23 protein-coding genes are annotated in these 25,135 nt (G+C 68.5%); 9 read left to right on the forward strand and 14 right to left on the reverse strand.

Annotated features, from left to right (window positions below):
- Positions 1–4 precede the first annotated feature (4 nt).
- Together NQV15_RS07475 and NQV15_RS07480 are read right to left on the reverse strand one after the other, a co-directional pair.
- Entirely contained in the window at positions 5–3,397 is a 3,393-nt protein-coding gene (locus NQV15_RS07475) for a proline dehydrogenase family protein (protein ID WP_232399193.1), read from the reverse strand.
- 13 nt (positions 3,398–3,410) lie between these two features.
- Positions 3,411–4,616 carry an MFS transporter gene (locus NQV15_RS07480; RefSeq protein WP_232399194.1) on the reverse strand — a complete coding sequence of 402 codons (1,206 nt, stop codon included), beginning with the start codon at positions 4,614–4,616 and terminating at the stop codon, positions 3,411–3,413.
- 69 nt (positions 4,617–4,685) lie between these two features.
- Here NQV15_RS07480 and NQV15_RS07485 point away from each other — a divergent pair, with 69 nt between their 5' ends.
- The 3 genes from NQV15_RS07485 (at position 4,686) to NQV15_RS07495 (ending at position 6,904) form a co-directional block, all read left to right on the forward strand.
- On the forward strand, positions 4,686–5,753 hold the full coding sequence (locus tag NQV15_RS07485; RefSeq protein ID WP_232399195.1) for a ferrochelatase: 1,068 nt from the start codon (positions 4,686–4,688) through the stop codon (positions 5,751–5,753).
- On the forward strand, positions 5,750–6,541 hold the full coding sequence (locus NQV15_RS07490) for an inositol monophosphatase family protein (RefSeq protein ID WP_232399196.1): 792 nt from the start codon (positions 5,750–5,752) through the stop codon (positions 6,539–6,541). The genes NQV15_RS07485 and NQV15_RS07490 overlap by 4 nt, the downstream gene beginning before the upstream one ends.
- 63 nt (positions 6,542–6,604) lie before the next feature.
- On the forward strand, positions 6,605–6,904 hold the full coding sequence (locus NQV15_RS07495) for a DUF4193 domain-containing protein (RefSeq protein ID WP_232399197.1): 300 nt from the start codon (positions 6,605–6,607) through the stop codon (positions 6,902–6,904).
- A 48-nt stretch (positions 6,905–6,952) separates the two neighbouring features.
- On the opposite strand, the gene NQV15_RS07500 is transcribed toward NQV15_RS07495, so the two are convergent.
- Positions 6,953–7,348 carry a DUF4235 domain-containing protein gene (locus NQV15_RS07500; protein WP_232399198.1) on the reverse strand — a complete coding sequence of 132 codons (396 nt, stop codon included), beginning with the start codon at positions 7,346–7,348 and terminating at the stop codon, positions 6,953–6,955.
- Positions 7,332–7,835, reverse strand: coding sequence for a DUF3093 domain-containing protein (locus tag NQV15_RS07505; RefSeq protein WP_232399199.1), 504 nt, complete (start codon positions 7,833–7,835; stop codon positions 7,332–7,334). The genes NQV15_RS07500 and NQV15_RS07505 overlap by 17 nt, the downstream gene beginning before the upstream one ends.
- A gap of 55 nt (positions 7,836–7,890) precedes the next feature.
- Between NQV15_RS07505 and dut the strand changes: the two genes are divergently transcribed.
- From dut to NQV15_RS07525, 4 genes are read left to right on the forward strand one after another with little or no spacing between them, the layout of a single operon-like run.
- A complete protein-coding gene (gene dut, locus NQV15_RS07510; protein ID WP_232399200.1) occupies positions 7,891–8,358 on the forward strand; it encodes a dUTP diphosphatase in 468 nt (155 codons plus the stop codon).
- Positions 8,358–8,990 carry a DUF3710 domain-containing protein gene (locus tag NQV15_RS07515; RefSeq protein ID WP_232399201.1) on the forward strand — a complete coding sequence of 211 codons (633 nt, stop codon included), beginning with the start codon at positions 8,358–8,360 and terminating at the stop codon, positions 8,988–8,990. Before dut ends, NQV15_RS07515 begins: the two co-directional genes overlap by 1 nt.
- A 9-nt stretch (positions 8,991–8,999) precedes the next feature.
- The gene (locus NQV15_RS07520) at positions 9,000–9,350 is read left to right on the forward strand and encodes an OB-fold nucleic acid binding domain-containing protein (RefSeq protein WP_232399202.1); all 351 of its coding nucleotides are present in this window, start codon (positions 9,000–9,002) and stop codon (positions 9,348–9,350) included.
- Positions 9,347–10,021 carry a DUF3159 domain-containing protein gene (locus NQV15_RS07525; protein ID WP_232399203.1) on the forward strand — a complete coding sequence of 225 codons (675 nt, stop codon included), beginning with the start codon at positions 9,347–9,349 and terminating at the stop codon, positions 10,019–10,021. Before NQV15_RS07520 ends, NQV15_RS07525 begins: the two co-directional genes overlap by 4 nt.
- Positions 10,022–10,028: 7 nt before the next feature.
- Here NQV15_RS07525 and NQV15_RS07530 read toward each other — a convergent pair whose 3' ends face one another.
- Positions 10,029–10,691 carry a potassium channel family protein gene (locus NQV15_RS07530; protein ID WP_232399204.1) on the reverse strand — a complete coding sequence of 221 codons (663 nt, stop codon included), beginning with the start codon at positions 10,689–10,691 and terminating at the stop codon, positions 10,029–10,031.
- Positions 10,691–11,353: a potassium channel family protein gene (locus tag NQV15_RS07535; RefSeq protein ID WP_232399205.1), complete on the reverse strand. Its 663-nt coding sequence runs from the start codon at positions 11,351–11,353 to the stop codon at positions 10,691–10,693. Before NQV15_RS07535 ends, NQV15_RS07530 begins: the two co-directional genes overlap by 1 nt.
- Positions 11,354–11,433: 80 nt before the next feature.
- On the opposite strand from NQV15_RS07535, the gene NQV15_RS07540 reads away from it, so the two are divergent.
- Positions 11,434–13,446, forward strand: coding sequence for an APC family permease (locus tag NQV15_RS07540; RefSeq protein WP_232399206.1), 2,013 nt, complete (start codon positions 11,434–11,436; stop codon positions 13,444–13,446).
- Positions 13,443–14,657 carry a class I SAM-dependent RNA methyltransferase gene (locus NQV15_RS07545; RefSeq protein ID WP_232399207.1) on the forward strand — a complete coding sequence of 405 codons (1,215 nt, stop codon included), beginning with the start codon at positions 13,443–13,445 and terminating at the stop codon, positions 14,655–14,657. The genes NQV15_RS07540 and NQV15_RS07545 overlap by 4 nt, the downstream gene beginning before the upstream one ends.
- 131 nt (positions 14,658–14,788) lie before the next feature.
- Here the strand turns inward: NQV15_RS07545 and NQV15_RS07550 are convergent, their stop codons facing one another.
- The 8 genes from NQV15_RS07550 to NQV15_RS07585 all read right to left on the reverse strand — a co-directional run bounded on the left by NQV15_RS07550 (position 14,789) and on the right by NQV15_RS07585 (position 25,031).
- Entirely contained in the window at positions 14,789–16,441 is a 1,653-nt protein-coding gene (locus NQV15_RS07550) for a long-chain-fatty-acid--CoA ligase (protein WP_232399208.1), read from the reverse strand.
- A gap of 31 nt (positions 16,442–16,472) precedes the next feature.
- The gene (locus NQV15_RS07555; RefSeq protein WP_306459365.1) at positions 16,473–17,216 is read right to left on the reverse strand and encodes an SDR family NAD(P)-dependent oxidoreductase; all 744 of its coding nucleotides are present in this window, start codon (positions 17,214–17,216) and stop codon (positions 16,473–16,475) included.
- A 176-nt stretch (positions 17,217–17,392) separates the two neighbouring features.
- Positions 17,393–18,145 carry an ABC transporter ATP-binding protein gene (locus NQV15_RS07560; protein WP_232399210.1) on the reverse strand — a complete coding sequence of 251 codons (753 nt, stop codon included), beginning with the start codon at positions 18,143–18,145 and terminating at the stop codon, positions 17,393–17,395.
- On the reverse strand, positions 18,138–20,111 hold the full coding sequence (locus NQV15_RS07565) for a branched-chain amino acid ABC transporter ATP-binding protein/permease (RefSeq protein ID WP_232399211.1): 1,974 nt from the start codon (positions 20,109–20,111) through the stop codon (positions 18,138–18,140). The genes NQV15_RS07560 and NQV15_RS07565 overlap by 8 nt, the downstream gene beginning before the upstream one ends.
- On the reverse strand, positions 20,111–20,974 hold the full coding sequence (locus tag NQV15_RS07570; protein ID WP_232399212.1) for a branched-chain amino acid ABC transporter permease: 864 nt from the start codon (positions 20,972–20,974) through the stop codon (positions 20,111–20,113). The genes NQV15_RS07565 and NQV15_RS07570 overlap by 1 nt, the downstream gene beginning before the upstream one ends.
- A 44-nt stretch (positions 20,975–21,018) precedes the next feature.
- Positions 21,019–22,182, reverse strand: coding sequence for an ABC transporter substrate-binding protein (locus tag NQV15_RS07575; RefSeq protein WP_232399213.1), 1,164 nt, complete (start codon positions 22,180–22,182; stop codon positions 21,019–21,021).
- Positions 22,183–22,575: 393 nt separating this feature from the next.
- Positions 22,576–24,123, reverse strand: coding sequence for a class I adenylate-forming enzyme family protein (locus tag NQV15_RS07580; RefSeq protein WP_232399214.1), 1,548 nt, complete (start codon positions 24,121–24,123; stop codon positions 22,576–22,578).
- Positions 24,124–24,197: 74 nt separating this feature from the next.
- Complete coding sequence (locus NQV15_RS07585; protein WP_232399215.1) at positions 24,198–25,031, reverse strand: SDR family NAD(P)-dependent oxidoreductase; 834 nt, start codon at positions 25,029–25,031, stop codon at positions 24,198–24,200.
- Positions 25,032–25,135 lie beyond the last annotated feature (104 nt).

Consider the following 25,135-nt stretch of genomic DNA (forward strand, 5'->3'; position numbering starts at 1 on the left):
CGGCTCAGCGCCTCGGCAGGACCCGGTCGAACTCGGCGTCGTGGTTGCCGAAGCGGTGGTTGGTGATCGAGATGGCCTGCTCCTGCAGGAAGGGCAGCGCCTCGATCCGTCCGGACGGAGTGACCGGGCCGGCGTGGATCGCGACATCGGGATCTCCGTCGAGGACGGTCGCCAGCTCGACGGGGTCGGTGCCGATCAGGCGGATGCGAGCGGGTCGCTCGGCCGCCGCGCGTGCCAGCCACTGCTCGTGGCTCTCGACCCGGGCGTCCGGCGCGATCGTCCCCGGCAGCGGGGAACGGGTGCTGACCGTGACGGATGCGCCGGCGCGTGCCGCGGCCAGCAGGACGCGGACCAGCTCGGGCAGCGAGCCGTCGAACCGGATCGCCACCGGCACGGGCACGTACCGGAACACGTTGCGCTCGACCTCCAGCCCTGAGACGTCCCGGGCGATGCCGTACTCGCCGGTCCATGCGATCTGGTCGGAGCGCGCCGCGGCCAGCGCCTGGTCGCGGTCGGTGGGCGACAGGTGGGGCTCGGCTGCTGCCAGGAGGGCCTCGACCGCCGGCGACAGCGTCACCTGCTCCGACCTGGGCTGCAGCGGCTGCGGGTGCCAGGTGCCGAGCCGGGTCAGGTAGTTGGGGCCGCCGGCCTTCGCGGTGGTGCCCACCGACGATCGCTTCCAGCCGCCGAACGGCTGGCGTCGGACGATCGCGCCGGTGGTGCCCCGGTTGACGTACAGGTTGCCGGCCTCGACGGCGTCGAGCCAGGTGTTGACCTCGTCGGCGTCCAGCGAGTGCAGACCGGCGGTCAGCCCGTAGTCGGTCGCGTTCTGCCACGCGATGGCCTCGGCGAGGTCCGCGGCGTGCATGATGCCCAGCACGGGCCCGAAGTACTCGGTCGTGTGGAACCGGCTTCCGGGCTGCACCCCGGTGCGGATGCCGGGGGACCAGACCCGGCGGTCGGTCCCGATCTGCCGGGGCTCCAGCAGCCAGCCCTGGCCCGGCTCGAGGGTGGTCAGGCCCTCCTCGAGCTTGCCGGTGGGCGGCTCGATGACCGGCCCCATCGTGACCTCCGGATCGTCCGGGTGCCCGATCTTGAGTGATGACACGGCATCGACGAGCTGGCGCCGGAAACGCTCCGACTCGGCGACCGAGCCGACCAGGATCGCCAGGCTCGCCGCGGAGCACTTCTGCCCTGCGTGCCCGAAGGCGCTCTTGACCAGGTCGGCGACGGCCAGGTCGATGTCGGCGCTCGGGGTGATGACGATCGAGTTCTTGCCGCTGGTCTCGGCCAGCAGCGGCAGGTCGGGGCGCCAGGAACGGAACAGCTGTGCGGTCTCCCACCCGCCGGTGAGGATGACCCGGTCGACCTCGGGGTGGGCGACCAGCGACTGGCTGAGTGCGCCCTCGTCGAGCGTCACGTACCGCAGGACGTCGCGTGGAACGCCGGCCTGCCAGAGCGCCTCGACCATGACCGCCGCGCACCGGCGGGTCTGCGGCGCGGCCTTGATGATGACGGCGCTGCCGACCGCCAGCGCTGCCAGGACGGAGCCGGCCGGGATCGCGACGGGGAAGTTCCACGGGGGGATGACCACGGTCAGCCGGTCGGGCACGAGCTCCGCCCCGTCGACGACGTCCAGGGCCAGCGCGGACTCGGCGTAGTAGTTGGCGAAGTCGATCGCCTCGCTGACCTCGACATCGGCCTCGGCGATGGTCTTGCCGGCCTCCGCGGCCATGATCGAGACGAGGTCGCCCCGGCGGGCACCGAGGGCGGCTGCAGCCTCGTGCAGGATGCGGGCGCGGTCCGCCGCTCCACGGGCGTGCCACGGCTGCGCGGCGGCGCGGGCGTCCTGCACGATCGCCTCGAGCTCGACCGGTCCTGGGACGACGCCTGCGCCGACTGTCTCCGCGCCGACCTCGGTGGACGCGGCGCGGGCCAGGACGAGCCGTCCCCACTCGCGGTTGGCTGCGGTCGAGGGGTCGGTGTCAGGCGTGTTGGCGAACGGGCCGGGCGACGCCGTGGGTGTGTCGGTCAGTCGGTCCTGGACGCGGTGGGGCCGTGGCACGGAGCTGTCCAGGGCCTCCACCGATCGCACGAACCGCTCGACCTCGCGGGCCTGCAGCGACGGGTTGCTGGCCAGCTCGAAGGCCGCCGACATGAAGTTGTCGCTGCTGGCGTTCTCCTCCAGCCGCCGCACGAGATACGAGATCGCCACGTCGAACTCGCTGGGGTGCACGACCGGGGTGTAGAGCAGGAGCTGGCCGATGTCGCCGCGCACGGCGTCGACCGGACCGGTGTCCATGCCCAGCAGCATCTCGAAGTCGACCGACTGGCGGACGCCGCGATCACCGGCGAGCAGCCAGGCGTACGCCACGTCGAACAGGTTCTGGCCGGCGACCCCGATGCGCACGGCATCGACCCGCTCCGGGGTCAGCGCCCAGTGCAGCACCCGCTTGTAGTTGGTGTCGGTCTTCGGCTTGCTCGACCAGGTCGCCAGCGGCCAGCCGTGCATCGCCGCGTCGACCCGCTCCATGGCCAGGTTGGCGCCCTTGACGATGCGCACCTTGATGGGCGCTCCGCCGGCGGCGCGGCGCTCCGCGGCCCAGTCCTGGAGCCGCTGCATGGCACCCAGCGCGTCGGGCAGGTAGGCCTGCAGCACGATGCCGGCCTCGAGATCGGGGAAGGACTGCAGGATCGTCGTGAACACCGCGACCGTCAGGTCGAGGTCCTTGTACTCCTCCATGTCCAGGTTGATGAAGGTCGGCTCGCCGCTGGCCGCCTGCTCGTACAGCGGCGTGAGCTGCTTGACGACGCGCTGCACCGATTCGTCGAAGGCCCACATCGACAGCTGGCTCGCGACGGCGGACACCTTGATCGACACATAGTCCACGTCCTCGCGGCGCAGCAGCTCCAGCGTGCCGTCACGGCGGCGAGCCGCCTCCCCGTCGCCCAGGACGGCCTCGCCCAGGAGGTTCAGGTTGAGCCGGTCGCCGCCGGCCCGCAACTTCTTGATCGTCCGGTCGAGCCGGCGCGGGCGGGCGTCGACCACGAGGTGGCCGACCATGCCGCGCAGGGTGCGCCGTGCGATCGCGACGACCAGGCCCGGCAGCGCCAGCGACACGACGGCGCCGGTCCTCAGCAGCGCCTTCTGCGTCCACGGCAGGAACGCCGGCAGGTCGCGCACGAGATGACGCAGGTTGCGTGCCGCGACGTGATGGTCGTCGGGGCGGACGACCCGGTCGACGAACCCGATCGTGAACTGCAGGCCGTGCGGATCCTTGAGCAGAGTCGCGAGGCGGCCGGCTGCCGCGTCACGGCGGCGTCCCCTGGGTCGCTCCGCCTCGGTCCAGGTGCGGACGAGCTCGATGCTGCGTTCTGCGAGTGTGATCTGGGTCATCGTGCACTCAACTTTAGTGACTGTCGGCGCTCCCGCTCACCTGCGCTTCGCGGGTTCTCGTGGGGACCGCCCAGGCGACGGCGGTGCCTGCCAGCCCGGCGACCAGCGGCACCAGGAAGCCGGCTGAGGCTCCGTGGGAGTCGATCAGGGAGCCGGCCACGGCGGCGCCGGGGGCGACGCCCACCGCCATGCCCGTGGTGGTCCAGGTGAGCGCCTCGGTCAGCCGTGAGGCGGGCACCTGCGTCTCCACCAGGTGGACCATCGCGATGAGCGCCGGGGAGATCATGAAGCCGCCCAGGAACATCATCACGGCCAGCAGGGGGATGTCCGACACGAGCGCCATCGGGCCGAACACCACGCTCAGCAGCAGGATCGAGACGCGCAGGCGCCGCACGGGATCCACCGCCTGGGGGAGGGCGCCGACCGCGACACCGGCCAGCAGGCTGCCGGCGGCCCAGACGGCCAGCACCACCCCGGCCGCATCCTTGTGGCCCTGCTCGTCGACGAATGCGGCGATGATGACCTCGGCCGATCCGAAGACGATCCCCAGTGCCACCGCGACGGCGACCAGGGGCCACAGGCCGCGCCAGTTCAGCGGCGGGGCATGGCTCGTGCGGCGTCCTGCCGGCGGTGGGGCGGAGCCGCGCTGGAGGGCCAGCGCCCAGCTGCCCAGCAGTGCGGCCGCTGCCGCGCAGAGGAGTCCTGAGTACTCCGAGACCTGGTAGGTCAGGAAGGTGACCAGCACCGGCCCGACGATGAACACGGCCTCGTCGAGCACCGCCTCGATGGAGAAGGCGGTGTTGAGCCGGGTGCGGTCGCCGATGACGTGGATCCAGCGTGCCCGCACCATGCTGCCGGTCTGCGGCGTCGCGAGGCCGGCCAGCACCGCGCACGCGTGCGGCCACGGCGCCGACCAATTCTCCTCGATCGAGTACAGGAAGGCTGCGATGCCCACGGCGTAGACCAGGCCGACGACCCACAGCACCCGCCCCTGGCCGAAACGATCGGCCAGACGTCCCTGGAGCGGACCGAACGCGGCCGCGGACAGGACGTACGCCGCCGACATGACCCCGGCCTGGCGGAACGAGTCCGTGCGCCCCTCCACCAGCAGGACGATGCCCAGCCCCGCCATCGACAGCGGCAGCCTGGACCACAGGGCGGTGAACGAGAACAGCGCGGCACCCGGGTACGCCAGGGCCTCGCGGTACTTCCTCAGCATGGTTTCCTCTCGCTCGGGGCCGGACCGGCCAGCAAGGCAGAGTATCGGCTCCGGTGAGAGGATGAGGCCATGGATGTTCGCCCGTTCGACGCACTGCTGCTGGTCTCTTTCGGAGGCCCCGAGCGCCCCGAGGATGTTGTCCCGTTCCTGGAGAACGTGACGGCCGGGCGCGGGATCCCGCGCGAACGGCTCGAGGAGGTCGGGCAGCACTACTTCCTGTTCGGGGGCAGGTCGCCCATCAACGACCTGAACCGCGAGCTGCTCGATGCGCTGCGCGAGGACTTCGCCGCCAATGGCGTCGACCTGCCGATCTACTGGGGCAACCGCAACTGGGATCCGTACCTGCGCGACGCTGCCGCCCAGATGGCCGCCGACGGCGTGCAGCGCGCCGCCTGCTTCGTCACCAGCGCGTACTCCTCGTACTCCGGGTGCCGGCAGTACCGCGAGGACCTGTACGACGCGACGACCGGCGTCCAGGTCGAGCTCAGCCGACTGCGCCACTACTTCAACCACCCCGGCTTCGTCGGCCCCTTCACGGAGGCCACGAGCGAGGCGCTCGCGACCGCGCCGGCCGGCACCCACGTCGTGTTCGTGACCCACTCGATCCCCACCTCGATGAACGAGGCCAGCGGCGGACCGGGCCGCGAGGCCTACCAGCGCCAGCACGAGAGCGTCGCCGCGATGGTCGCCGACGGTGCGGGCGCCGAGCAGTGGTCGCTGGCGTACTGCTCGCGGTCCGGGTCGCCACACATGCCGTGGCTCGAGCCCGACATCAACGACCACCTGCGTGAGCTGCACCGGCAGGGGACCGAGTCGGTCGTCGTCGTTCCCATCGGGTTCATCTCCGACCACATGGAGGTCATCTTCGACCTCGACACCGAGGCCCGCGCCACCGCCGAGGAGCTCGGCCTGCGGTTCGAGCGGGTCGAGACACCGGGCGCGCACCCCGACTTCGTCGCGATGATCCGGGAGCTGCTGGGCGAGCGTGCCGCCGTCGAGCGCGGCGAGCCCGTCGAGCGGGTGGCGCTGGGCGACATCCCGGCCTGGCCCGATCTGTGCCCCACCGACTGCTGCCTGAACCCGCGGTCGTCGAAGCCCACGATCGGGTCCGCCGACTTCGCCATCGGCCCCGCATGAGCCACGACCTGTACGAGCTGGCTCGGCAGGTGGGCCTGGAGGCTTCGGCGTTCGTGCGCACCAACCGCCCGTCCGGCCGGGTCGACGTCGCCGCCACCAAGAGCAGCGCCACCGATGTGGTGACCGAGCTCGATCGGGCGTGCGAGCGGCTCATCCGCGAGCGCATCTTCGCGGCCCGGCCGGACGACGGCTTCATCGGCGAGGAGGGCGACGACATCGTGGGGACGACCGGCGTCGACTGGGTCGTCGACCCGATCGACGGCACCGTGAACTTCGTGCACGGCATCCCGTCCTACGCCGTGTCGATCGCTGCCCGGCGCGACGGCGCCGTGGTGGCCGGGCACGTCGTCAACATCGCGACCGGCCTCGAATGGGGTGCGGTCCTCGGTGCCGGGTCGTGGCGGCACGAGGGCGACCAGAAGGTGCGGCTGGCCGCCCCGCAGCCGCCACCGCTGGCGCAGGCGATCATCGCGACCGGCTTCAACTACGTGCCCGAGATCCGCGCGCGGCAGTCCGCTGCCGTCGCCAAGCTGCTGCCGCACATCGCGGACATCCGCCGGATCGGCTCCGCCGCACTGGAGCTGTGCGCCCTCGCCGAGGGCCAGTACGACGCCTACGTCGAGCAGGGCCTGCACGTGTGGGACCGCGCCGCGGCGGGGCTCGTCGCGACCGAGGCGGGGTTCATCGTGACCGGTCTGGACGGTGAGCCGGACGAGCGCATGGTGATGGCCGCTCATCCTGACGCGACAGCGGAATATTTCGACCTCGTGCGCGCTTGTGGATTCTGACTGTGAGGGCCACAGGATCGTGTGGCACAATCACGCCGGTTGTTCTGGACTAAGGGAGATGTGATGGCTACCGACTACGACGCACCGCGCAAGACTGAGGAAGAGCAGTCCGAGGACAGCATCGAGGAGCTCAAGGCGCGTCGGCACGAGAAGAACTCGGGCAAGGTCGACGAGGACGAGACCGAGGCTGCAGAGTCCTTCGAGCTGCCTGGAGCTGACCTCTCCCACGAGGAGCTGGCCGTCCAGGTGGTGCCCAAGCAGGTCGACGAGTTCACCTGCTCGTCCTGCTTCCTGGTGCACCACCGCAGCCAGCTGGCCTCGGACAAGAACGGTGTTCTCGTCTGCCGCGACTGCGCTGACTGACAGCTCGCCGTGGGCGAGTAATGTGAGACCGATGCGGGAGCCGGTTCCCTACAGGACCGGCTCCTTTTTCGTTCCCGCTGCCTTCGCCGCCGCCAGAGGCTTCATGCCCGGCGGCAGCTGGCCGGTCGACTTGACCCAGTAGGTCGCGGCGCTGCGGCGCACGCCCACCTTGACCAGCTCGATGATGCCGCCGCCCACGACGGCCCAGGTCACGGCCTCGCGGGTGCTGACCTCGGGGTGCCGCCCGCTGGTCGGCGGCTTGTGGCCGGTGACGACCCGCCACGCGACGGCGGACGCTCGTGCGGCCAGGAGGCCACCGACGAGCGACGACCCGCGGTCCATGACCTTCCAGGCGCCCTTGCTGGGTGCCTTCCGGTTCGGGGTGGCGGCGGCCTGCTCGATCAGCGAAGCCCCCTTCTTGCCCTTCTTAGCCTTCTTCGCCACGGGGTGCGTCTCCATTCGTGTCGTGCGGTGCTGTGGGGGAGCCGGTGCCACCGGCCGACAGGGCCGCCGCGAGATCCGCGGGATGCCGGCTGGACACCAGCCAGTACGGGGTCGGGTCGGCCGGGTCGTCGATGTCGACGAGGACACCATGGTCGAGGTACGGCCGGGTCACCAGGTGCGCGCGGGCGTTCGCTCCTGTTCCCAGCTGGGTCCGGTACGCGGCGCGATCCAGCGCCGTGACGTTGCCGACGTGGGTGGCCTCGACGAAGGCCCGGCCGACGCGCAGCCCCTCGGGGCCGACGGTGATGAGCACCGAGCCGTAGCGCCAGACGGCGTAGAACCCAGCCGCTGCCAGCAGGACGGTGACCACGATCGCGGCGATCCACGTCGTGGCGACCAGGAAGAGCCATCCCCACACCACGGCGAATCCGAGCGCGGCGAACCACCAGGACAAAGGGGCGGTCAGGCGCTCGCGGTAGGTCGTCACGGTTCCAACCTTGCCTCATGCCGATCTGGTGTGCGACGCAGGTAGTCTCGACGGCATGCTCGACGTGACCGTGACGCGGCTCGATCCCGGCGTCCCCCTCCCGGCCTACGCCCACCCCGGTGATGCCGGGGCGGATCTGGTCACGACGATCGACGTCGAGATCGCCCCCGGCGAACGGGTCCTCGTGCCGACGGGGATCGCGATCGCCCTGCCTGACGGGCTGGCCGCGTTCGTGCACCCCCGATCCGGCCTCGCGCTGCGGCTGGGCCTGTCGATCGTGAACACCCCCGGGACGATCGACGCCGGCTACCGCGGCGAGATCAAGGTGCTGCTGGTCAACCACGACCCGACCGAGCGCATCACGCTGACCCGCGGCGACCGCATCGCCCAGCTGGTCATCCAGAAGGTCGAGCACGTGACCTTCGTCGAGTCCCCGCTGCTGCCCGACTCGGTGCGTGGTGCGGGGGGCTACGGTTCTACCGGCGGTCACGCGACCGCCCCGGTCCACGAAGAGAGCACCTGATGGCACTGCGACGCAACAAGCGAACGTCCGACGACCAGCCGGTCCCCGCCCCTGTGGAGGTCGAGGGCGTGCGCCACGCCGGTCCATGGGACTCCACGGAGCGGACGCCCGACGAGGACGGCACGTACCTGGACCTCGGCTCGCTGCTGGTGCGCGTGCGCCCCGGTCTGGACGTCCAGCTGCCCACCGACGGCGCCGAGGGCGAGATCGGCGCCGTGATGCTGGTGGCGGAGTCCTCCGCGCTCGAGCTGCGTGCCTTCGCCGCGACGCGCTCGGGAGGTCTGTGGGACGAGGTGCGCGACGACCTGATCCTGGAGGTGGCTCGCCTCGACGGCGAGTGCGAGCAGGTCGACGGGCCGTTCGGCGCCGAGCTGCACGTCAAGGTCCCCGCCGAGCTGCCGGACGGCGAGCAGGGATTCCAGCCCAGCCGCATCGTCGGCATCGAGGGTCCCCGCTGGCTGCTGCGGGCCACCTTCCTGGGCGATGCGGCCCTCAACCCGTCCGACGACGACGTGCTGATGCAGACCCTGCGCGATGTCATCGTGCAGCGTGGTCCCGAGCCGCGGATCCCGCGGGAGTCGTTGCTGCTGACGCTGCCGCCGAACGCCACGCTGGTCGCCGACGACGAGTAGGCTTTTGGTATGGGACGCTTCAGCAGGACCCTCGAACGGCTCTCCACGGAGAACCAGGAGGCCGGAGAGCTCAAGAACGACGCCGCCAGGGCCGGTTGTCAGCTCATCTCGTCGCAGGCCGACCGCTGCATGGCCACGATCCACGGGGTTCTCCGCTCGGTCACGCTGCGTCCGGTCGACGGGATCACGGCCCTCGAGGCCGAGCTGTACGACGGGTCCGACAGCGTGACCCTCATCTGGCTGGGGCGTCGCAAGATCGAGGGCATCAGCGCCGGACGTCAGCTCACGGCGCACGGCCGGATCGGGATGCGCGGCACGACCCGCATCATCTACAACCCGCGATACGAGCTCGACGCGTGACCTCTGCCCAGGCCACGGTCGAGCAAGTCGTCCGTGCCCAGCTGGCCAAGGCGCTGGGCGGGCCGCGGGGCATCGTGGAGAGCGCGGTTCCCACCGCCCTGTTCACGATCTGCTTCCTGGTCTCCGACGACATCCGGATGTCGCTGATCGCCAGCATCGCGGTCACCGCAGCCCTGCTGGTCGTCCGCCTTCTGCAGAGGTCGTCGACCCAGTTCGTCCTGAACGCGCTGGTCGGCATCGGCATCGGCGCGCTGTTCGCCTATCGCGCCTCGCAGTCGGGCGGGTCCGAGGAGGACGTGGCCCGCGCGGTGTTCACCCCCGGGCTGATCTACAACGGCGCCTACGCCGTCGTCATCGTGTTCACGATCCTGATCGGGTGGCCCATCGTCGGGTTCATGGTCGGCTCGGTGATGGGCGATGCCACGGCGTGGCACGAGGACAAGGCGATGGTGCGGCTGTGCTCGCGCCTGACCTGGGTCCTGGCTGTCCCGTGCGTGATCCGCGTGGTGGTGCAGCTGCCGCTGTGGCTCGACCACCAGATAGGCCTGCTGGGTGCGTCCAAGATCATCCTCGGCTGGCCGCTGCAGCTGGCGGCCTTCGCCGTCATGGCCTGGCTGCTGACCCGCAACCGCACACCCATCGACCTCGGACCTGATCCGCGCCGTCCCTGACGCGGGCTCAGTGCTTGGGGGAGAGCAGCTCGCCGAGGCTGTCCTCGGCGTCCTCGGGTGTGACGAACAGCAGCTCGTCGCCGGCCTCCAGCGACCGATCGGCATCCGGCGTCTCGATCGAGCTGCCGCGCAGGATCGCGACGAGCACGACGTCGGTGGGCCATGGGACCTCGCTGACCCGCTTGCCGACGAACGGCGAGTTGGCCGGCATCGTGAGCTCGACCAGATTGGCCTCGCTCTGCCGGAACGTGAACAGCCGGACCAGGTCGCCGACCGTGACGGCTTCCTCGACCAGCGCCGACATCAGCCGGGGGGTGGAGACGGACACGTCGACGCCCCAGGACTCGCTGAACAGCCACTCGTTGCTCGGGTGGTTGACCCGGCCGACGGTGCGGGGGACGGAGAACTCGGTCTTGGCCAGCAGCGAGATGACCAGGTTGGCCTTGTCGTCGCCGGTCGCCGAGATGACGACGTCGCACGACTCGAGCTGGGCCTCCTCGAGGGATGACAGCTCGCACGCATCGGCCAGCAGCCACTGGGCATCCGGGACGAGCTCGGCCCGGATGGAGGCAGGAGACTTGTCGATCAGCAGGATCGAGTGCCCGTTGCCGATGAGCTCCTGGGCGACAGAACGCCCCACCGCGCCGGCGCCGGCGATCACGACACGCATCAGCTGTCCTCCGGTCCGGCCTCGATGGCCGCATGTGAGCTCTTGGCGGTCGACTCCAGCAGGAACAGGCTGAGGTAGTCGCCTTCCTGGATCACGGTGTCGGGTCGGGCGATGACGCCCGTGCCGAGTCGGCGGATGAAGGCGACCCGTACGTCGGCGGCCATCTCGAGGTCGGCGACGCGGTGACCGATCCACGAGAACGGTGCGTAGACCTGGTCGAGGCGGACCTGGCCGGTCTGGTCGCGCCAAGCGGGCTCGGCGTCCTCCGGCACCAGGCGCCGCAGCACCTGGTCGGCGGCCCACGGCACCGTGGCGACGGTGGGCACACCGAGCCGCTCGTAGACCTCGGCGCGGCCCGGGTCGTAGATGCGCGCCACGACGTTCTCGACCTTGAACTGCTCGCGGGCGACCCGCGCGGAGATGATGTTGGAGTTGTCGCCGCTGGAGACGGCGGCGAAGGCGTCCGCGGTCTCGATGCCGGCCTTGATCAGGACCTCGCGGTCGAAGCCCATGCCGGTCACCGTGATGCCGGTGAAACCGGGGCCGAGGCGCCGGAACGCGTCCGGATTGGAGTCGATGACGGCAGTCGTGTGCCCCCGCTGCTCGAGGCTGCGGGAGAGGGTCGAACCGACACGGCCACAGCCCATGATCACGATGTGCACGAGCCGACGCTACACCGGCGCGGGTCCGGGTGCGCACGTCTCTGGGTACGATGCCCCTGTGAGGTCTAGCATCGAACCTCGTGGGAGTCACCGAGGTCGCCAAGCGTGCGCTGGTCGGGCGCAAGCTGCGCAGCGAGCAGCTGGGGGAAACCCTTCTTCCCAAGCGGATCGCGCTGCCGGTGTTCGCGAGCGATGCGCTGTCGTCCGTCGCCTACGCCCCTGACGAGATCTTCCTGACCCTGTCGATCGGTGGTCTGTCGGCGTACAGCTTCAACTGGAAGATCGGCATCGCGGTGACGCTGGTGCTCCTCACGGTCGTCGCGTCGTACCGGCAGAACGTGCACGCCTATCCCAGTGGTGGCGGCGACTACGAGGTCGCGACGGTCAACCTCGGCCCCACGGCGGGTCTGACGGTGGGCAGCGCACTGCTGGTCGACTACGTCCTGACCGTGGCGGTGTCGATCTCGTCAGGTGTGCAGAACGCGACGTCTGCCCTGCCGTGGCTGAACGGGCACGAGGCGACAGCTGCGTCCGTGCTGGTGCTCCTGCTGATGGCGATCAACCTGCGCGGCACCAAGGAGTCGGGCAAGGCATTCGCGGTACCGACCTATCTCTTCATGGTCTCGATCCTGCTGATGGGGTTGTGGGGATATGCCCGCTACCTGTTCGGTGATCTTCCCCAGGCGCCGAGCGCGGCCTACGACATCGCGCCCGAGGGCGAGTTCGAGCAGGGCTTCACCGGGTTCGCGATGGTGTTCCTGCTGGCGCGGGCCTTCTCGTCCGGCTGCGCCGCCCTGACCGGCGTCGAGGCGATCAGCAACGGCGTGCCGGCGTTCCAGAAGCCCAAGAGCAAGAACGCCGCGACGACCCTGCTGCTGCTGGGCACCCTGGCGATCACGATGCTGATGAGCATCATCGTGCTGGCCGACCTGATGAAGCTGCGCTTCGTCGAGGACCCGGCGACGCAGCTGCTGCGGGACGGCCGCCCGGTGGGCGACAGCTACACGCAGGACACCGTGATCGGCCAGCTCGCCAAGACGCTCTACAGCGACTTCACGCCGCTGTTCTACTTCACGATCGCGTGCACCGGAATCATCCTGGTGCTCGCCGCGAACACGGCCTTCAACGGATTCCCGGTGCTCGGCTCGATCCTGGCGCGGGACGGATACCTGCCCCGCCAGCTCGACACCCGCGGCGACCGCCTGACGTTCAGCAACGGCATCATCCTGCTCGCGCTGGCCGCGGTCGTCCTGATCCAGGCCTTCGACGCCGAGGTCACCAAGCTCATCCAGCTGTACATCGTGGGTGTGTTCGTGTCGTTCAACCTCAGTCAGCTGGGGATGATCAAGCACTGGAACCGGCACCTGCGCTCCGAGACCGATCCGCAGGCCCGCGCCCGGATGAAGCGCTCCCGCGCGGTCAACACGATCGGCCTGGCCATGACTGCGACGGTGCTGGTCATCGTGCTGGTCACCAAGTTCCTGGCCGGCGCGTGGATCGCGATCGCGGCGATGATCGTGATCTTCCTGCTGATGCGCAGCATCGGGCGCCACTACGCGCGGGTGGCCAAGGAGCTGGAGATCGACGACTCCGACGTCACGCTGCCGGCCCGGGTGCACGCGATCGTCCTGGTCAGCCGCCTGCACAAGCCGACGATGCGGGCCTTGGCCTACGCTCGGGTGTCGCGTCCCAACTCCATCGAGGCGCTGACCGTCGAGTTCGACCAGGCCAGCACCGTCCAGCTGATGAAGCAGTGGGACGAGCTGTCCATCCCGATCCCGCTGAAGGTCATCAACTCGCCGTATCGTGAGTTGGTGCGTCCCGTCGTCCGCTACGTCAAGCAGCTCCGCAAGGAAGGGTCCCGCGACATCATCACGGTCTACATCCCCGAGTACGTCGTCGGCAGGTGGTGGGAGCAGCTGCTCCACAACCAGACCGCACTGAGGCTGAAGGGCAGGCTGCTGTTCGTGCCCGGTGTCATGGTCACGAGCGTCCCGTACCAGCTGAGCTCGGCCAGCCGGGCCAAGGCCAAGCTGGCCAAGGAACGTCCTGCACCCGGTGACGTCCGCCGCGGATTCCGGGACCAGTCATGACGATCGTCGAGGTGGGTCCCGTCGCCCACGGCGGCCACTGCGTCGCCCGGCTGGACGGTCAGGTCGTGTTCGTCCGTCATGCGCTGCCGGGGGAGCGGGTGCGGATCGAGATCACCGAGCGCACCAAGAGCTTCCTGCGTGCCGATGCCGTCGAGGTCATCGAGGCGGCGCCGGGACGTGTCGAGCCGCCGTGCCCGTGGTCCGGGCCGGGCAGGTGCGGTGGCTGCGACTTCCAGCACGTCGACCCGGCGGTGCAGCGCGGACTGCTCGGCGACGTCGTCCGCGAGCAGCTGCGGCGCCTCGCCGGCATCACCTGGGACGGCGAGGTCGAGGCGGTCCAGCCCGATGCGCTGGACTGGCGCACGCGCGTCCACTTCGCTGTCGATGCGGACGGGCGGCCGGGACTGCGCAAGCACCGCTCGCACGAGATCGTCCCGGTCGACCGTTGCCTCATCGCCCATCCGGACCTGCCGCAGGTGCTGGGACGCACGTGGGACGACGACACCGTCGAGGCGATCGTGTCGTCGACCGGGGACCGGCTGCTCGTCACCGACGCGTCGATCAGCGATGAGGTCGAGGCTGAGGTGGACGGTGTCGTCGCGACCGACGGCACGGTGCGCGGGGGACGCGGAGCGGTGACCGAGCAGGTCAAGGACGCGCGGTTCCGCGTCTCGGGATCGGGGTTCTGGCAGGTGCACCCGCAGGCCGCCTCCACGCTGGTCGATGCCGTCCTGGCCGGGGCCGAGGCCCGACCCGGGGACACCGTCCTGGACCTGTACGCCGGTGTCGGCCTGTTCACCACCTTCCTCGCCAACGAGGTGGGGGAGAGCGGCACGGTGCTGAGCGTCGAGTCCGATCCCGGTGGATCCCGCGACGCCCGGCGCAACCTGCACGACTTCCCCCAGGTCACGCTGGTCGCCGAGACGGTCGAGCGCGCGCTGCGACAGGGCGCGCTCGGTGAGAACGCGGACGTCATCGTGCTCGACCCGCCGCGCACCGGCGCCAAGAAGGCCGTGCAGGGGATCGTCGACCTCGCTCCGCGCCGCATCGTCTACGTGGCGTGCGACCCGGCGGCGCTGGCCCGCGACCTGGCCTCGTTCGCCGCCCGCGGCTACGACCTCGTCGGCCTGCGGGCGTTCGCGCTGTTCCCGATGACGCACCACGTTGAGTGCGTCGCGGTGCTGACGAAGTCGGGCTCTGACCTGCGCTGATGTCTTCTGGCAGTTCCCGGCTGAACCCCGAAACGGCCACCCTTGGGGGTCTGCGGTTTGCCACCGGAGAGGAGTTTGGCGGGCTTCTTCTCGCTCTCGGCGCCTCCACGGCCGCACCAGCGGGCGGGAGCTCAGGAGTAGACATCCTCGTGGGCGGCGCGCAGGGACTTCTTGTCCACCTTGCCCACTCCGGTGCGGGGGAGGCTCGCCACGATCAGGATCTGGTCGGGCAACTGCCACCTGGCGAAGCGCTTGGCCAGGTGGGCGCGCAACTCCTGCTCGTCCGGGTCCTGCCCGGGGGCCGGCACGACCAGGGCCAGCGGCCGTTCCTGCCACTGCGCGTGGGGCGCACCGATGACGGCGGCCTCGTGGACCTGGGGATGCTCGAGGAGGAGGTTCTCCAGGTCGATGGAGGAGATCCACTCACCTCCGCTCTTGATCACGTCCTTGAGGCGGTCGGTGATCTTGAGGTAACCCTCAGGGCTGATCGCCCCGATGTCGCCACTTCGCCAGTAGCCGCGGTGGAACTGGTCGGGGTTCGGGTCCACCTTCCAATAGCTCTCGGTGATCCAGGGCCCGCGTATGCAGACCTCGCCGACACAGGCACCGTCGTGGGGGAGGAACTCCCCGTCCGGGCCGAGGAGGCGCAGATCCACCCCGGCAACGGGCAGCCCTTGGGAACGTTTCAGGTCCCACAGGCCCTCCTCGTCGAGGACGCCGTCCAGGGAAGGCTTGACCCGGTTGCTGGTGACCAACGGAGTGGTCTCGGTGGCTCCGTACCCGTGGATGATCCGGGCACCGGTGAGTTCCTCGTATCCACGCATCAGGCTCAGTGGCGGCTCGGTGCTGCCCGAGATCATCCGGAGCCGGGAGAGATCGGGCGCCTCGTCGAGCGACCGCAGGTGGTCCAGCATGGGGGCGAAGATGGCGGGTGCACCGTTGGTCACCGTCACGTCGAACTGGACCATGGCATCGGCCAGGATGTGGATCTCCTCGGCAGAATATCGACCCGGGAGGACGATGCGGCTGCGGGCCTGAACCCCGACCTGAGGCAGTCCCCAGCACTGGGCGTGGAACATGGGAGTCGTCAGCAACACGGTGTCGCGGTCGGTCACGGACTGGTCCGCGGCCCACATCATGGTGTGCAGGACGATGCCGCGGTGGGAGTAGAAGACGCCCTTCGGTCGGCCGGTGGTCCCGGTCGTATAGCAGGCGCTGTAGGCGGACGTCTCGCTGATCACAGGCCACGCGAAGGTGTCCGCAGACTCGGCCAGCAACGCCTCGTGCTCCACCGGGTCCGGGAGGGTGGTGCTGATCTCGGACAGAGGGCGGTCGCTCATCACCACCCAGCGACGCACCCGTGGGCAGCGCTCGACGAGTTCCTCGGCCTGGCTGAGCAGGCTCTCGTCAACGCAGACCACGGCCGCACCGGAGTGCTCGACGACGTACGCGAGGTCGTCGATGCCCAGGCGGAGGTTCATCTGGAGCATCACGGCACCGGTGCCCGGGATCGCCCAGTACAGCTCGAAGTGGCGCAGGTGGTTCCAGTCGAGGATGCCGACGACGTCTCCCGGACGGACGCCGAGGCCGACCAGGACGTTGGCGGTGCGGTTGATCCGGGCCCAAGTCTCGGCGTACGTGGTCGAGTGCCAGGTCCCGGCTGCGTCACGGTGGGCGATCTCCTGCTCGCCGTGCGTCGTGACGGCCTGCCGGTAGATGTTGGTGGTGTTGAGCTGATAGGAGTCGCCGTGGGTCGAGGGGTGGCCTTGGACGTGCTCTGCCATGAATGCTCCTTCGCAGTCTTCGTGGATCGGGTCAGCGGGCGCCCATGCGCATGGCTGCGTCGAGGCGGATGGTCTCACCGTTGAGCATCGGGTTCTCCACGATGTGCTCGACCAGTGCGGCGAACTCATCTGGACTGCCCGCACGGTTCGGGTGGGGAACCTGGTCGAGGAGCGATGCCTGGACCTCTTCGGGCTGCAGGTCCACCAGTGGTGTCCTGAAGAAGCCCGGCGCGATCGTGTTGACCCGGATCAGATGGCGGGCGAGGTCACGGGCCAATGGGAGTGTCATGCCGGCGATCCCGGCCTTCGAGGCCGAATAGGCGGCCTGGCCGATCTGTCCGTCGAATGCGGCAGCGGAGGCTGTGTTGACCACAACGCCACGTTCTCCGTCCTCTTCCGGTCCGTCGGCCATCGCTTGGGCAGCGAGGCGGAGCACGTTGAAGGTGCCGAGCAGGTTGACGCGGACCACGTGTTCGAAGGAGTCGAGGGGGAACGGCCCACTGCGCCCCACCACACGCCGTGCCAGACCGATGCCGGCACAGTTCACCACGATTCCCAGCGGGCCGAGGGCGACAGCACTGTCCACCGCGACCTGGACGGCCTCGGGGTCGGTCACGTCGCCGGCGACGAACCGGTTGTCCTTGCCGAGCTCCCCGACGAGCTGCTGTCCTGCGGAAGAGGGCAGGTCCAGCACCACCACGGTGGCGCCGGCTGCCTGCAGGCGGACGACTGTGGCGCGGCCCAGGCCAGAGGCGCCGCCCGCGACCAGTGCCACCTTGGAGGAAATCCTCATCTGTCGTGGTTCCCTTCGCCATCATGCGCGCGGACGCTCGTCCACGACGCGGTATCCCTTGCACACGGTCGACGGCACATAACCAAACATAAGGTTGGTTACGAGGATGGCGGCAAGGCTCTGGATGGTTCTGTTCTCACAACTCCGGGCTGCGCCCATCAGCTGCTCGCGTCGCCTTCGTCGGGTGCAGAAGGGGCCACCTCGACGTCGCCGAGGTAGGCACGCTGCACCTCACTGGACGCGGCGACGTCGGCTGCGGTCCCGGAGAGGACGACCCGACCCCGCTCCATGACGTAGGCCCGGTCCGAGAGTGCCAGTGCGCGGTCAACCATTTGCTCGATGAGCAGGATCCCCACGGGGAGGGACTCCCGGATCTTGGCGATCGTCTCGAACAGCTGGGTGGTCAGCGTCGGACTCAGGCCCAGCGAGGGCTCGTCGAGCAGGAGGTAACGCGGCCGGCCGGCGAGTGCCCGGGCCAGGGCGACCTGTTGCTGCTCTCCGCCCGAGAGCAGACCAGCACGCTGGTGCTCACGCTCGCGGATGATCGGGAAGATGTCACCGAGGACCTCGGCCGGGTCCGGGTCCGAGGAGCGCTTGCCCACGGCGGACCGGCCGAGGTTTATGTTCTCGCGCACGGTGAGCCCGGCGAAGAGGCGCCGCCCCTCGGGAACCATGATCAGCCCTCCCTTGGCCCGGGCGTTCGACGACTTCGATCCGATCTCCTCGTCGGCGAGCCGTAATTGTCCAGACCTGAGCGGCAGCAGGCCGGCGAGGGTGCGAGCGAGCGTGCTCTTGCCCGCGCCGTTGGCGCCAACCACGGCGACGACCTCGTCGCGCGACAGAGTCACGTCCACACCGTGCAGGACGTTGACGGAACCGTAGCCACTGACGATGTTGATTGCCTCAAGCATTCCGGCTCCCCTTGCCCTGGATGGTGACGTGTCCGTCCCCGAGGTAGGCGGCAAGAACTCGTTGGTCCTGCTGCAGTCCGGCTGCGTCGCCGTGATAGATCCTGGCGCCGCGCTCCATGCAGGTGACCTCGTCCGCCACGCGGATGACCAGGCTCATGTCGTGCTCCACCAGCAAGATCGCGACGCCCGTGGCGGCGATCGCCTCCAAGGTGGTCCCCAGTTGGTATGTCTCAGACGGGTTGAGCCCGGCTGCCGGCTCGTCGAGGATCAGAATCTTGGGGTCACTTGCCAGGGCGCGGGCCAGCTCGACGGAGCGCTGGAGCCCATAGGGCAGCTCGCCTGCCGGGGTCCCAGCGTGCTCCTCGATCCCGAGGCGCTCGAGGAGCTCCATCGCGCGGTGACGTGCCTCGGCCTCGAGACGACGCACCTTGGGCAACCGCAGCAGGGTGGCGATGAACGACTGCCCGAGCTTCGCGTCGAGTCCGGACATCACGTTGACCAGGGCGCTCTCGCCGTGAAAGAGCTGCGGGGTCTGGAAGGTCCGGGCCACCCCGAGCTGGTAGATCGCGTGTGGGGGGAGGCCGTTGGCGTGCTTGCCGAGGATGTGGGCCGTGGCCCCTGCCTGCAGGGGGTAGACCCCGGTGGTGAGGTTGACCAGGGTCGTCTTCCCGGCACCGTTGGGGCCGACGAGGGCGTGGATGGTGCCTTCGCGCAGGGTCAACTGCATGTCGTCGACGGCCTTGAGGCCGGCGAAGTTGTGGGTCACGTCGCGTAACTGCATCACTTCGTCGTGCTCGTCGAGGTCGATCGCACACGAGGCCTGGCGCTGGGCCGTGGCCCGGACCGTGGCATCGATGTCGAGGGATTCCGCGTCCGGCTGCGCCCCCGCGGGGGTGTTGCGCGTACGGAATCGGCGCCACAGCTTTTGCGCCCCGCCAACGAGGCCGCTTGGCAGGAAGACCAGGGTGAGGATGAGAAGGAGGCCGGTGAGCCCTTCCTCGGACAGGAACCAGGTGTCGCTCAGGTTCTCCTGCTGAAACTCCACGATGCTCTGCATGGCATGGGAGTGTTCGAGCGTCATCAGCACGAACACGCCGACGACCGGACCGTAGAGGCGTCCTGCGCCACCGAGGATCACCATGATGATCAGGTTCAGGCTCAGGGTGAAGGTGAACGACTCGGGCTGGAGGTGTGCCTGGAGCTGGGTCTGCATTGTGCCGGCCACACCGCCGAAGGTCGCGGCCACGGTGAAGACGGCCGTCTTGCGTCCACGGGGATTGATGCCGATGTGCGAGGCGACGATCTCGTTCGTGGCCAGGGCGCGCAAGCTGCGTCCCCAGGCCGATTCGGCCAGGTTGCGGTAGGCGAGGAAGGACAGGACCGCAATCAGGCCGACCAGCAGCATCACCAAGGGGCCGGTGCCGGCGAAGAGAGGTGGCTCGAGCGCGGTGCCGCCGATCTTGATCGGGTCGAGCAGGGAGGTGTCGTGGTTGGAGGTGTTTGGGTAGCCGGCCAAGCGCCCGAAGATCTCCAGTTCGACGAACAGCCTGTGCACCATCACCGCGAACGCGAGAGTGATCATGGCGACCTGCGGACCGGAGAGGCGGGCCGCGGCCAGGGAAAGCACCGCTCCGACGGCTGCAGAGGCAGCGACAGCGAGTATGAGGGCGAGGGGCCAGGGGAGACCTGTCTCGAGTAGTGCCCAAGCGCTGACGTAGGCACCGATGGCCACGAAGGCGCCCTGGCCCAACGAGATGAGGCCGGCATGGCCTGCGAGCAGGTTGAGGCCACACGCGGCGACTAGTGCGACACCGATCGAGCCCATGGATTGGCTTCGGGAGATGGTGAGAGGGTCGCCACCCAGCCCGGGCAGGATGGCGAACGCAGCCAGGGCCAGGGCAACGACCAGCACCAGTGCGTCGCGGCGCAGGAGGTCTCGACGCAGTGCGGTGAGGTTGTCAGACATCAGACCTTCTCCATGACGACGCGGCCCAGCAGGCCCTGGGGGCGGACGGCGAGGACGAGGACGGTGACGACCAACCCGATGACGCCGCCGACGGCGGTGCCGAGCCAGTCCGTGGCGACGACGGTGGACACGCCGTAGGCGAGGCCCCCCACCATGGCCCCCGGGATGCTGTCCAGGCCACCCAGGATGGCCGCAGCGAATCCGGCGACGAGGAGTCCTTGACCGGTTCCGATCGACAACCCGACCTCGGCGCTGTACATGATGCCAGCGGCCGCTGCGATGCTCATCGCGATCGCGTAGGCGCCGAGAGCGACGAGGCCGGGACTCAGGCCCATCAGCGATGCCGTCTCCCGGTCCTCGGCCACTGCACGGAAGATCGTGCCGAGGGTCGTGCGCTGGGTGAACCAGGTGAGGGCGAGGGTCACCCCGATCGCCAAGGCCAGGATCAGCAGGAACTGCGAGCTGACCTTGGTCCCTGCGATCGAGGTGAACCCCTCGACCCCGATCCCGTTCAGGGCCCTGGTCCCCGACCCCTCCGAGTTGCGGAGGAGGTCGAGCATGATGAGCGACAGACCCGCAGTGGTTAGGAACCAGCGGATGTCGTGCGGCCCGGAGTTGAACGGCCGGACGACGATGCGCTCGGTGACCATCCCCAACAGGCCGATCACCAGGACTGCGATGACCACGGCCAACCAGGCCGGGAGATCGAGTGCCACCGCGGCCAAGAAGGCAAAACCACCGGCCGTGATGAATTCACCCAATGCGAAATTGAGTGTCCTGGTGGTCTGGAAGGTCAGGACGAACGCAAGCGCGACCAGTCCGTAAAGTCCGCCGAGTGTGATGCCGACGAGGACGGAGTCCATGGGTGCTCCTCAGGAGATCAGGCCATTGGATGGGCGGGCGCGTGTCAGTCAGCCTTGACGACCGTGCCGGACTCGTCGAACTCATAGGCGATCCAGTCCTCCGGCGTGAACAGCTCGTGGTCCTTCGCGGAGAAGGGCTTGTCGAACTTCTGGCCGAGAATCTCGATGGAGTCGAGGCCCTCGAGCGCATCCCTCACGGCTGCGTAGTCGCTCGAGTCACCGGCCTCTTCGACGGCCGCCGCGTAGGACAGCGTCGATGCATAGAGAGCCCAGACAACTGTGAGGATGAGTGGCTTCTCGCCGTACCTCTCCTCGTATCGCTTCGCCAGTTCAGTCACTTCCGGCGACTCGAAGTCGATCGGCGCAGCGAACACAGTGGTGTCCCACTCGGCAGGCTTGGAGAGCTCGGTGAAAGCCGGGTCAAGGATTGTCGCGGTTGCCACGATCTCGGGGTCGTAACTGACCTGCGCCATGCTCCTCATCATGGTGGCGTGATCGGCCCCGGTGGTGAACCAGACGATGACTGTGTCAATTCCGGCTTTCTTGAGGGTGTTCACCTGGGCGGTCATCGAGGTTGACCCGGGGTCGACGCCCTCGGCGCGGACGAGGTTGAGGCCATTCGCCTTCGCATAGGCGTCCACGGCGTCGTAGCCGGCCTGTCCGAATCCGTCGGTCCCGTAGATCATGCCGACGGTCTTGTCGTCGCCGAAGGCGATGTTGGCCACGGCTTCGATGTTTTGGGAATTGTTGTAGTTGGTGCGGAAGCCCCAGTTCGGCTGCGTGGAGTAGTCGAGCACTCCGTCGGCCGCGGGGGCGCCGGTCATCCACGGGCGTTTGGCCCGCTGAATCACGGGCGCCACCTGGAGAGCGACACCGGAGAGGGAGGGGCCGAAGAGCACATCGACCTGTTCTTGGTTGAGGAGCTCCTGGATGAGGCGCGCGCCGGTTTCCGGCTCGCCCTTGTCGTCACGTTTGACGAGGTCGAAGGTCACTCCGTGGCGCTCCTCGGCTTCATCCTGTGCCAACTCGATTCCTCGTTCGAGCTCGGTCCAGTACTGCGAAGCCGGGTTCGTCTTGGGACCGACGACACCTGCTTTGACGGAGAGCGCACCCTTGCTGCTGCTCTCGGTGGAGCTGCCACATGCGGTTAGTCCACCCGCGAGCAACAAGCCGGTGGTGATTCCCGCGAGGACCCTTTTCTTCGTCACAACGATTCTCCTGCGTCTCGGGTAACCAAACGAACGGTTTGGAATAGAGACATCGAATGGGACAACAGGCGTTGTGTCAAGCATCACAGTGGGCTGTCTTGCAGATCGATGGTGGATTCAGAGTGAACTGCCTCCGTCCACCCTGAGCGTCCGGTCCTGGACCACCGAGGCCGCGCGTGCCGTGACCGGCGCGACCACGGCGATCGCGTAGGCGAATTCGATGGCCCGTGCAACGTGTGGACCTAGATCTGGTCCAACAAACCCCGCCGAGTGCTTCGTCGGCGCCTGGCCGGGCGAACCGACGAGTGGGCCGAGGTCTGCCGCCACCTCGGGCTCAATGTCCGCACCCGCTGTCGCGCCACCATCGTGCCCAGGCCGACGGCCCGCGCAGCGTCAGTTGCCTGACACTCGACGCTCGTGACCTTCCCAGAATGGCTCGCGGAGCACTTTGCGCTGCACCTTGCCCACAGGGCTCTTCGGCAGAGGGGTGGTGCGGAACTGAACTGCGCTGGGCTTCTTGTAAGACCCCAACTGGTCGGCGCACAAGTCGATGATGTCTTGTTCCGACACGGCTGCACCCTCTTCGATCACACACAGTGCGAGCGAGCTCTCGCCCCAGCGCACGTGCGGCACCGAGACCACCGCCACTTCGACCACCGCTGGATGTCCCTGGATCACGTTCTCCAGTTCGGCCGGCCAGATGTTGAAGCCGCCCGAGATGATCATGTCGTCCTTGCGATCGAGGACGTAGAGATAACCGTTCTGATCGAGCTTGCCGATGTCGCCGGTGAGCACGAACTGGTCCTGGGTCATTCGTTCTGCCGTGGCGTCGGGGTTGTTCCAGAAGCCCAACATCTGGCCGTCGCAGCGGATCGCGATCTCGCCCTCGGACCCGATGTCCAGCACGACGGACGAGTTGTCCGGGTCTCGGATCTGCAGGTAGGCGAACGGAAGTGCTCGACCCGCGGAGCGCAGCGGACTCGATCCCTCCACGTCGGAGAACCATTCCTGCGGGCCCATCATGCAGACCGGGAGCGCTTCGGTCTGGCCGTAGCCCTGGTAGAGCGTGGGTCCGAAGATCTCGCGTGCGAGGAGAGCCGTCTTGTCCGTGACCGGCGCCCCTCCGAGCTGGATCACCTTGAGGGCAGCCCAGTCGTGCTCCCGGGCAGCCGGGAGCCGTGTCAGCGCGTTCAACATGGCCGGGACGCAGAACATGTACGAGACGCGCTCAGTTGCCATCACGTCAATGACCGCATCCGGGTCGAACTGGTCGAGAAGGATGTTCACACCGCCCGACAACCACGTCGGCGTGTAGAGGTAGCCGGACCCGTGCGAGATCGGTCCCATGTGCAGGCACGGGTCCCCGGCCTGCATCGGCGGGAAGTTGTAGAACCAGTCGCGGCCTGCGGCGAGCCAGGAACGGTGGGTGTATGCGACGCCCTTCGGCCGCCCGGTAGTGCCTCCGGAATGCCTAATGATGTACGTGTCGTCAGGATCGATGGGGACATCCGGGTCGATGCGGGACTGAGACTTCAGCCACTGCTCGTACGTGTGGTCGCGGACCAACACGTGCTCGAGCTCGGGGAGTTCGTCGCGGATCGCTTCGATGTCGTCGCGGTAGTGCTCCTCGACCACCACGGCCCGACAGCCGGTGTGCTCGAGCATGTACTTGTGGCTCTCGACGGAGTTGCGGGCATAGAGGGGAACGCGGACGAGGCCCGCTGCGCCTGCGCCTGCGAACATGTCCTGCGCACCGATCGAGTTGTCCTCCAGCACACCGACCCGGTCGCCGGGCTGGAGTCCGAGAGCAAGGAGACCGTTGGCCATCCGCAGACCGCGCTCCCAAGCCTCGGCATAGGTCAACCGGACATCGCCGTGCACGATCGCGGGTCGTCGCGAGTTGAACACGGCCGATTGGCGCATCAGTCCTCGAACATCCATCTCAGGCACTCCTCAGTTTGGCGGACAATTGGGACAGGCCTCGCGAAACCATCGTGCGACTTGCCATGCGGGCATCACAACGACATCCCGCCGTCGACGGTCAATATCTGTCCTGTGACGAAGCCGGCGTCCGGCCCGACCAGGAAAGAGACGGCGCCTGCGATGTCCGAGGCGGCGGCAAGGCGTCGCAGCGGAATGCCCCGCAGTGCCGACTTCTGGATGGTCTCGACATCGACGTTGGCGGCGGCCGCGGCCCGGGCGAGGGTTCCATCGATCATGTCGGTGGGGGTCATTCCGGGGGCGACGCAGTTGACGCGGATCTGGTGGCGCGCCAGCTCGAGCGCCTGCTGTTCGGTCAAGCGCTCCACGGCACCCTTCGAGGCGCAGTAGGCTGCGTAGCGCCCGAGGACCCGATGGCCCGCAGTCGACGAGAGGTGGACGATGGACCGCCGCGGGGCGCTGCTCGCGGCCATCGTGGGGACGAGGACCGATGTGAGCCGATGCAGGCTGGTCAGATTGGTCATCACCGTTCGGTCCCACAGGTCGTCCGGGGTCTCGTGGGCCATGTAGGTGTTCGCCTCGCCCGCGCTGCCGTGGTTGTTGACCAGTACCGCCAGCGGTCCCAGTTCGCCGGCCACAGCATTGAGTTGTTCGGCAGTCGCCCGCTCCGTGAGGTCACCGCGGCTTGCCAAGGCGCGGCCACCCTGGGCCTCGATCTCGTCCACCACGGAGGCCGCTCCACGCCAGCCGTTGGCCTGCTCGGCTGGGAGCAGACTTGATCGTTCCCCGGATCGTTCGTGGACGACGACGGCGAACCCGTCACATGCCAGTCGTAGCGCTATGGCTCGCCCGATACCACGCTCTCGCCCGGCGCCCGTGACGACTGCGACACCCACTTCGATATTCATGTCCATGACCGTTCCAAACAGTTGTATGTTTACGGGCGGGAGAGGGATGTTTGAGCGCGACCAGGAGCCGACAGAATGGGCACTTTAGCAAAACTGTAACCAAA

Source organism: Aeromicrobium wangtongii (assembly GCF_024584515.1).
GTDB lineage: Bacteria > Actinomycetota > Actinomycetes > Propionibacteriales > Nocardioidaceae > Aeromicrobium > Aeromicrobium wangtongii.

Excerpts from the sequence above, each read along its gene's own strand:
- NQV15_RS07485 (WP_232399195.1), top strand. The coding sequence starts at position 4,686 with ATGGATGTTCGCCCGTTCGACGCACTGCTGCTGGTCTCTTTCGGAGGC.
- NQV15_RS07580 (WP_232399214.1), bottom strand. The coding sequence starts at position 24,123 with ATGGATGTTCGAGGACTGATGCGCCAATCGGCCGTGTTCAACTCGCGA.
- NQV15_RS07545 (WP_232399207.1), top strand. The coding sequence starts at position 13,443 with ATGACGATCGTCGAGGTGGGTCCCGTCGCCCACGGCGGCCACTGCGTC.
- NQV15_RS07480 (WP_232399194.1), bottom strand. The coding sequence starts at position 4,616 with ATGCTGAGGAAGTACCGCGAGGCCCTGGCGTACCCGGGTGCCGCGCTG.
- NQV15_RS07565 (WP_232399211.1), bottom strand. The coding sequence starts at position 20,111 with ATGTCTGACAACCTCACCGCACTGCGTCGAGACCTCCTGCGCCGCGAC.
- NQV15_RS07490 (WP_232399196.1), top strand. The coding sequence starts at position 5,750 with ATGAGCCACGACCTGTACGAGCTGGCTCGGCAGGTGGGCCTGGAGGCT.
- NQV15_RS07520 (WP_232399202.1), top strand. The coding sequence starts at position 9,000 with ATGGGACGCTTCAGCAGGACCCTCGAACGGCTCTCCACGGAGAACCAG.
- NQV15_RS07560 (WP_232399210.1), bottom strand. The coding sequence starts at position 18,145 with ATGCTTGAGGCAATCAACATCGTCAGTGGCTACGGTTCCGTCAACGTC.
- NQV15_RS07550 (WP_232399208.1), bottom strand. The coding sequence starts at position 16,441 with ATGGCAGAGCACGTCCAAGGCCACCCCTCGACCCACGGCGACTCCTAT.
- NQV15_RS07585 (WP_232399215.1), bottom strand. The coding sequence starts at position 25,031 with ATGAATATCGAAGTGGGTGTCGCAGTCGTCACGGGCGCCGGGCGAGAG.
- NQV15_RS07530 (WP_232399204.1), bottom strand. The coding sequence starts at position 10,691 with ATGCGTGTCGTGATCGCCGGCGCCGGCGCGGTGGGGCGTTCTGTCGCC.
- NQV15_RS07495 (WP_232399197.1), top strand. The coding sequence starts at position 6,605 with ATGGCTACCGACTACGACGCACCGCGCAAGACTGAGGAAGAGCAGTCC.
- NQV15_RS07515 (WP_232399201.1), top strand. The coding sequence starts at position 8,358 with ATGGCACTGCGACGCAACAAGCGAACGTCCGACGACCAGCCGGTCCCC.
- NQV15_RS07570 (WP_232399212.1), bottom strand. The coding sequence starts at position 20,974 with ATGGACTCCGTCCTCGTCGGCATCACACTCGGCGGACTTTACGGACTG.
- NQV15_RS07475 (WP_232399193.1), bottom strand. The coding sequence starts at position 3,397 with ATGACCCAGATCACACTCGCAGAACGCAGCATCGAGCTCGTCCGCACC.
- dut (WP_232399200.1), top strand. The coding sequence starts at position 7,891 with ATGCTCGACGTGACCGTGACGCGGCTCGATCCCGGCGTCCCCCTCCCG.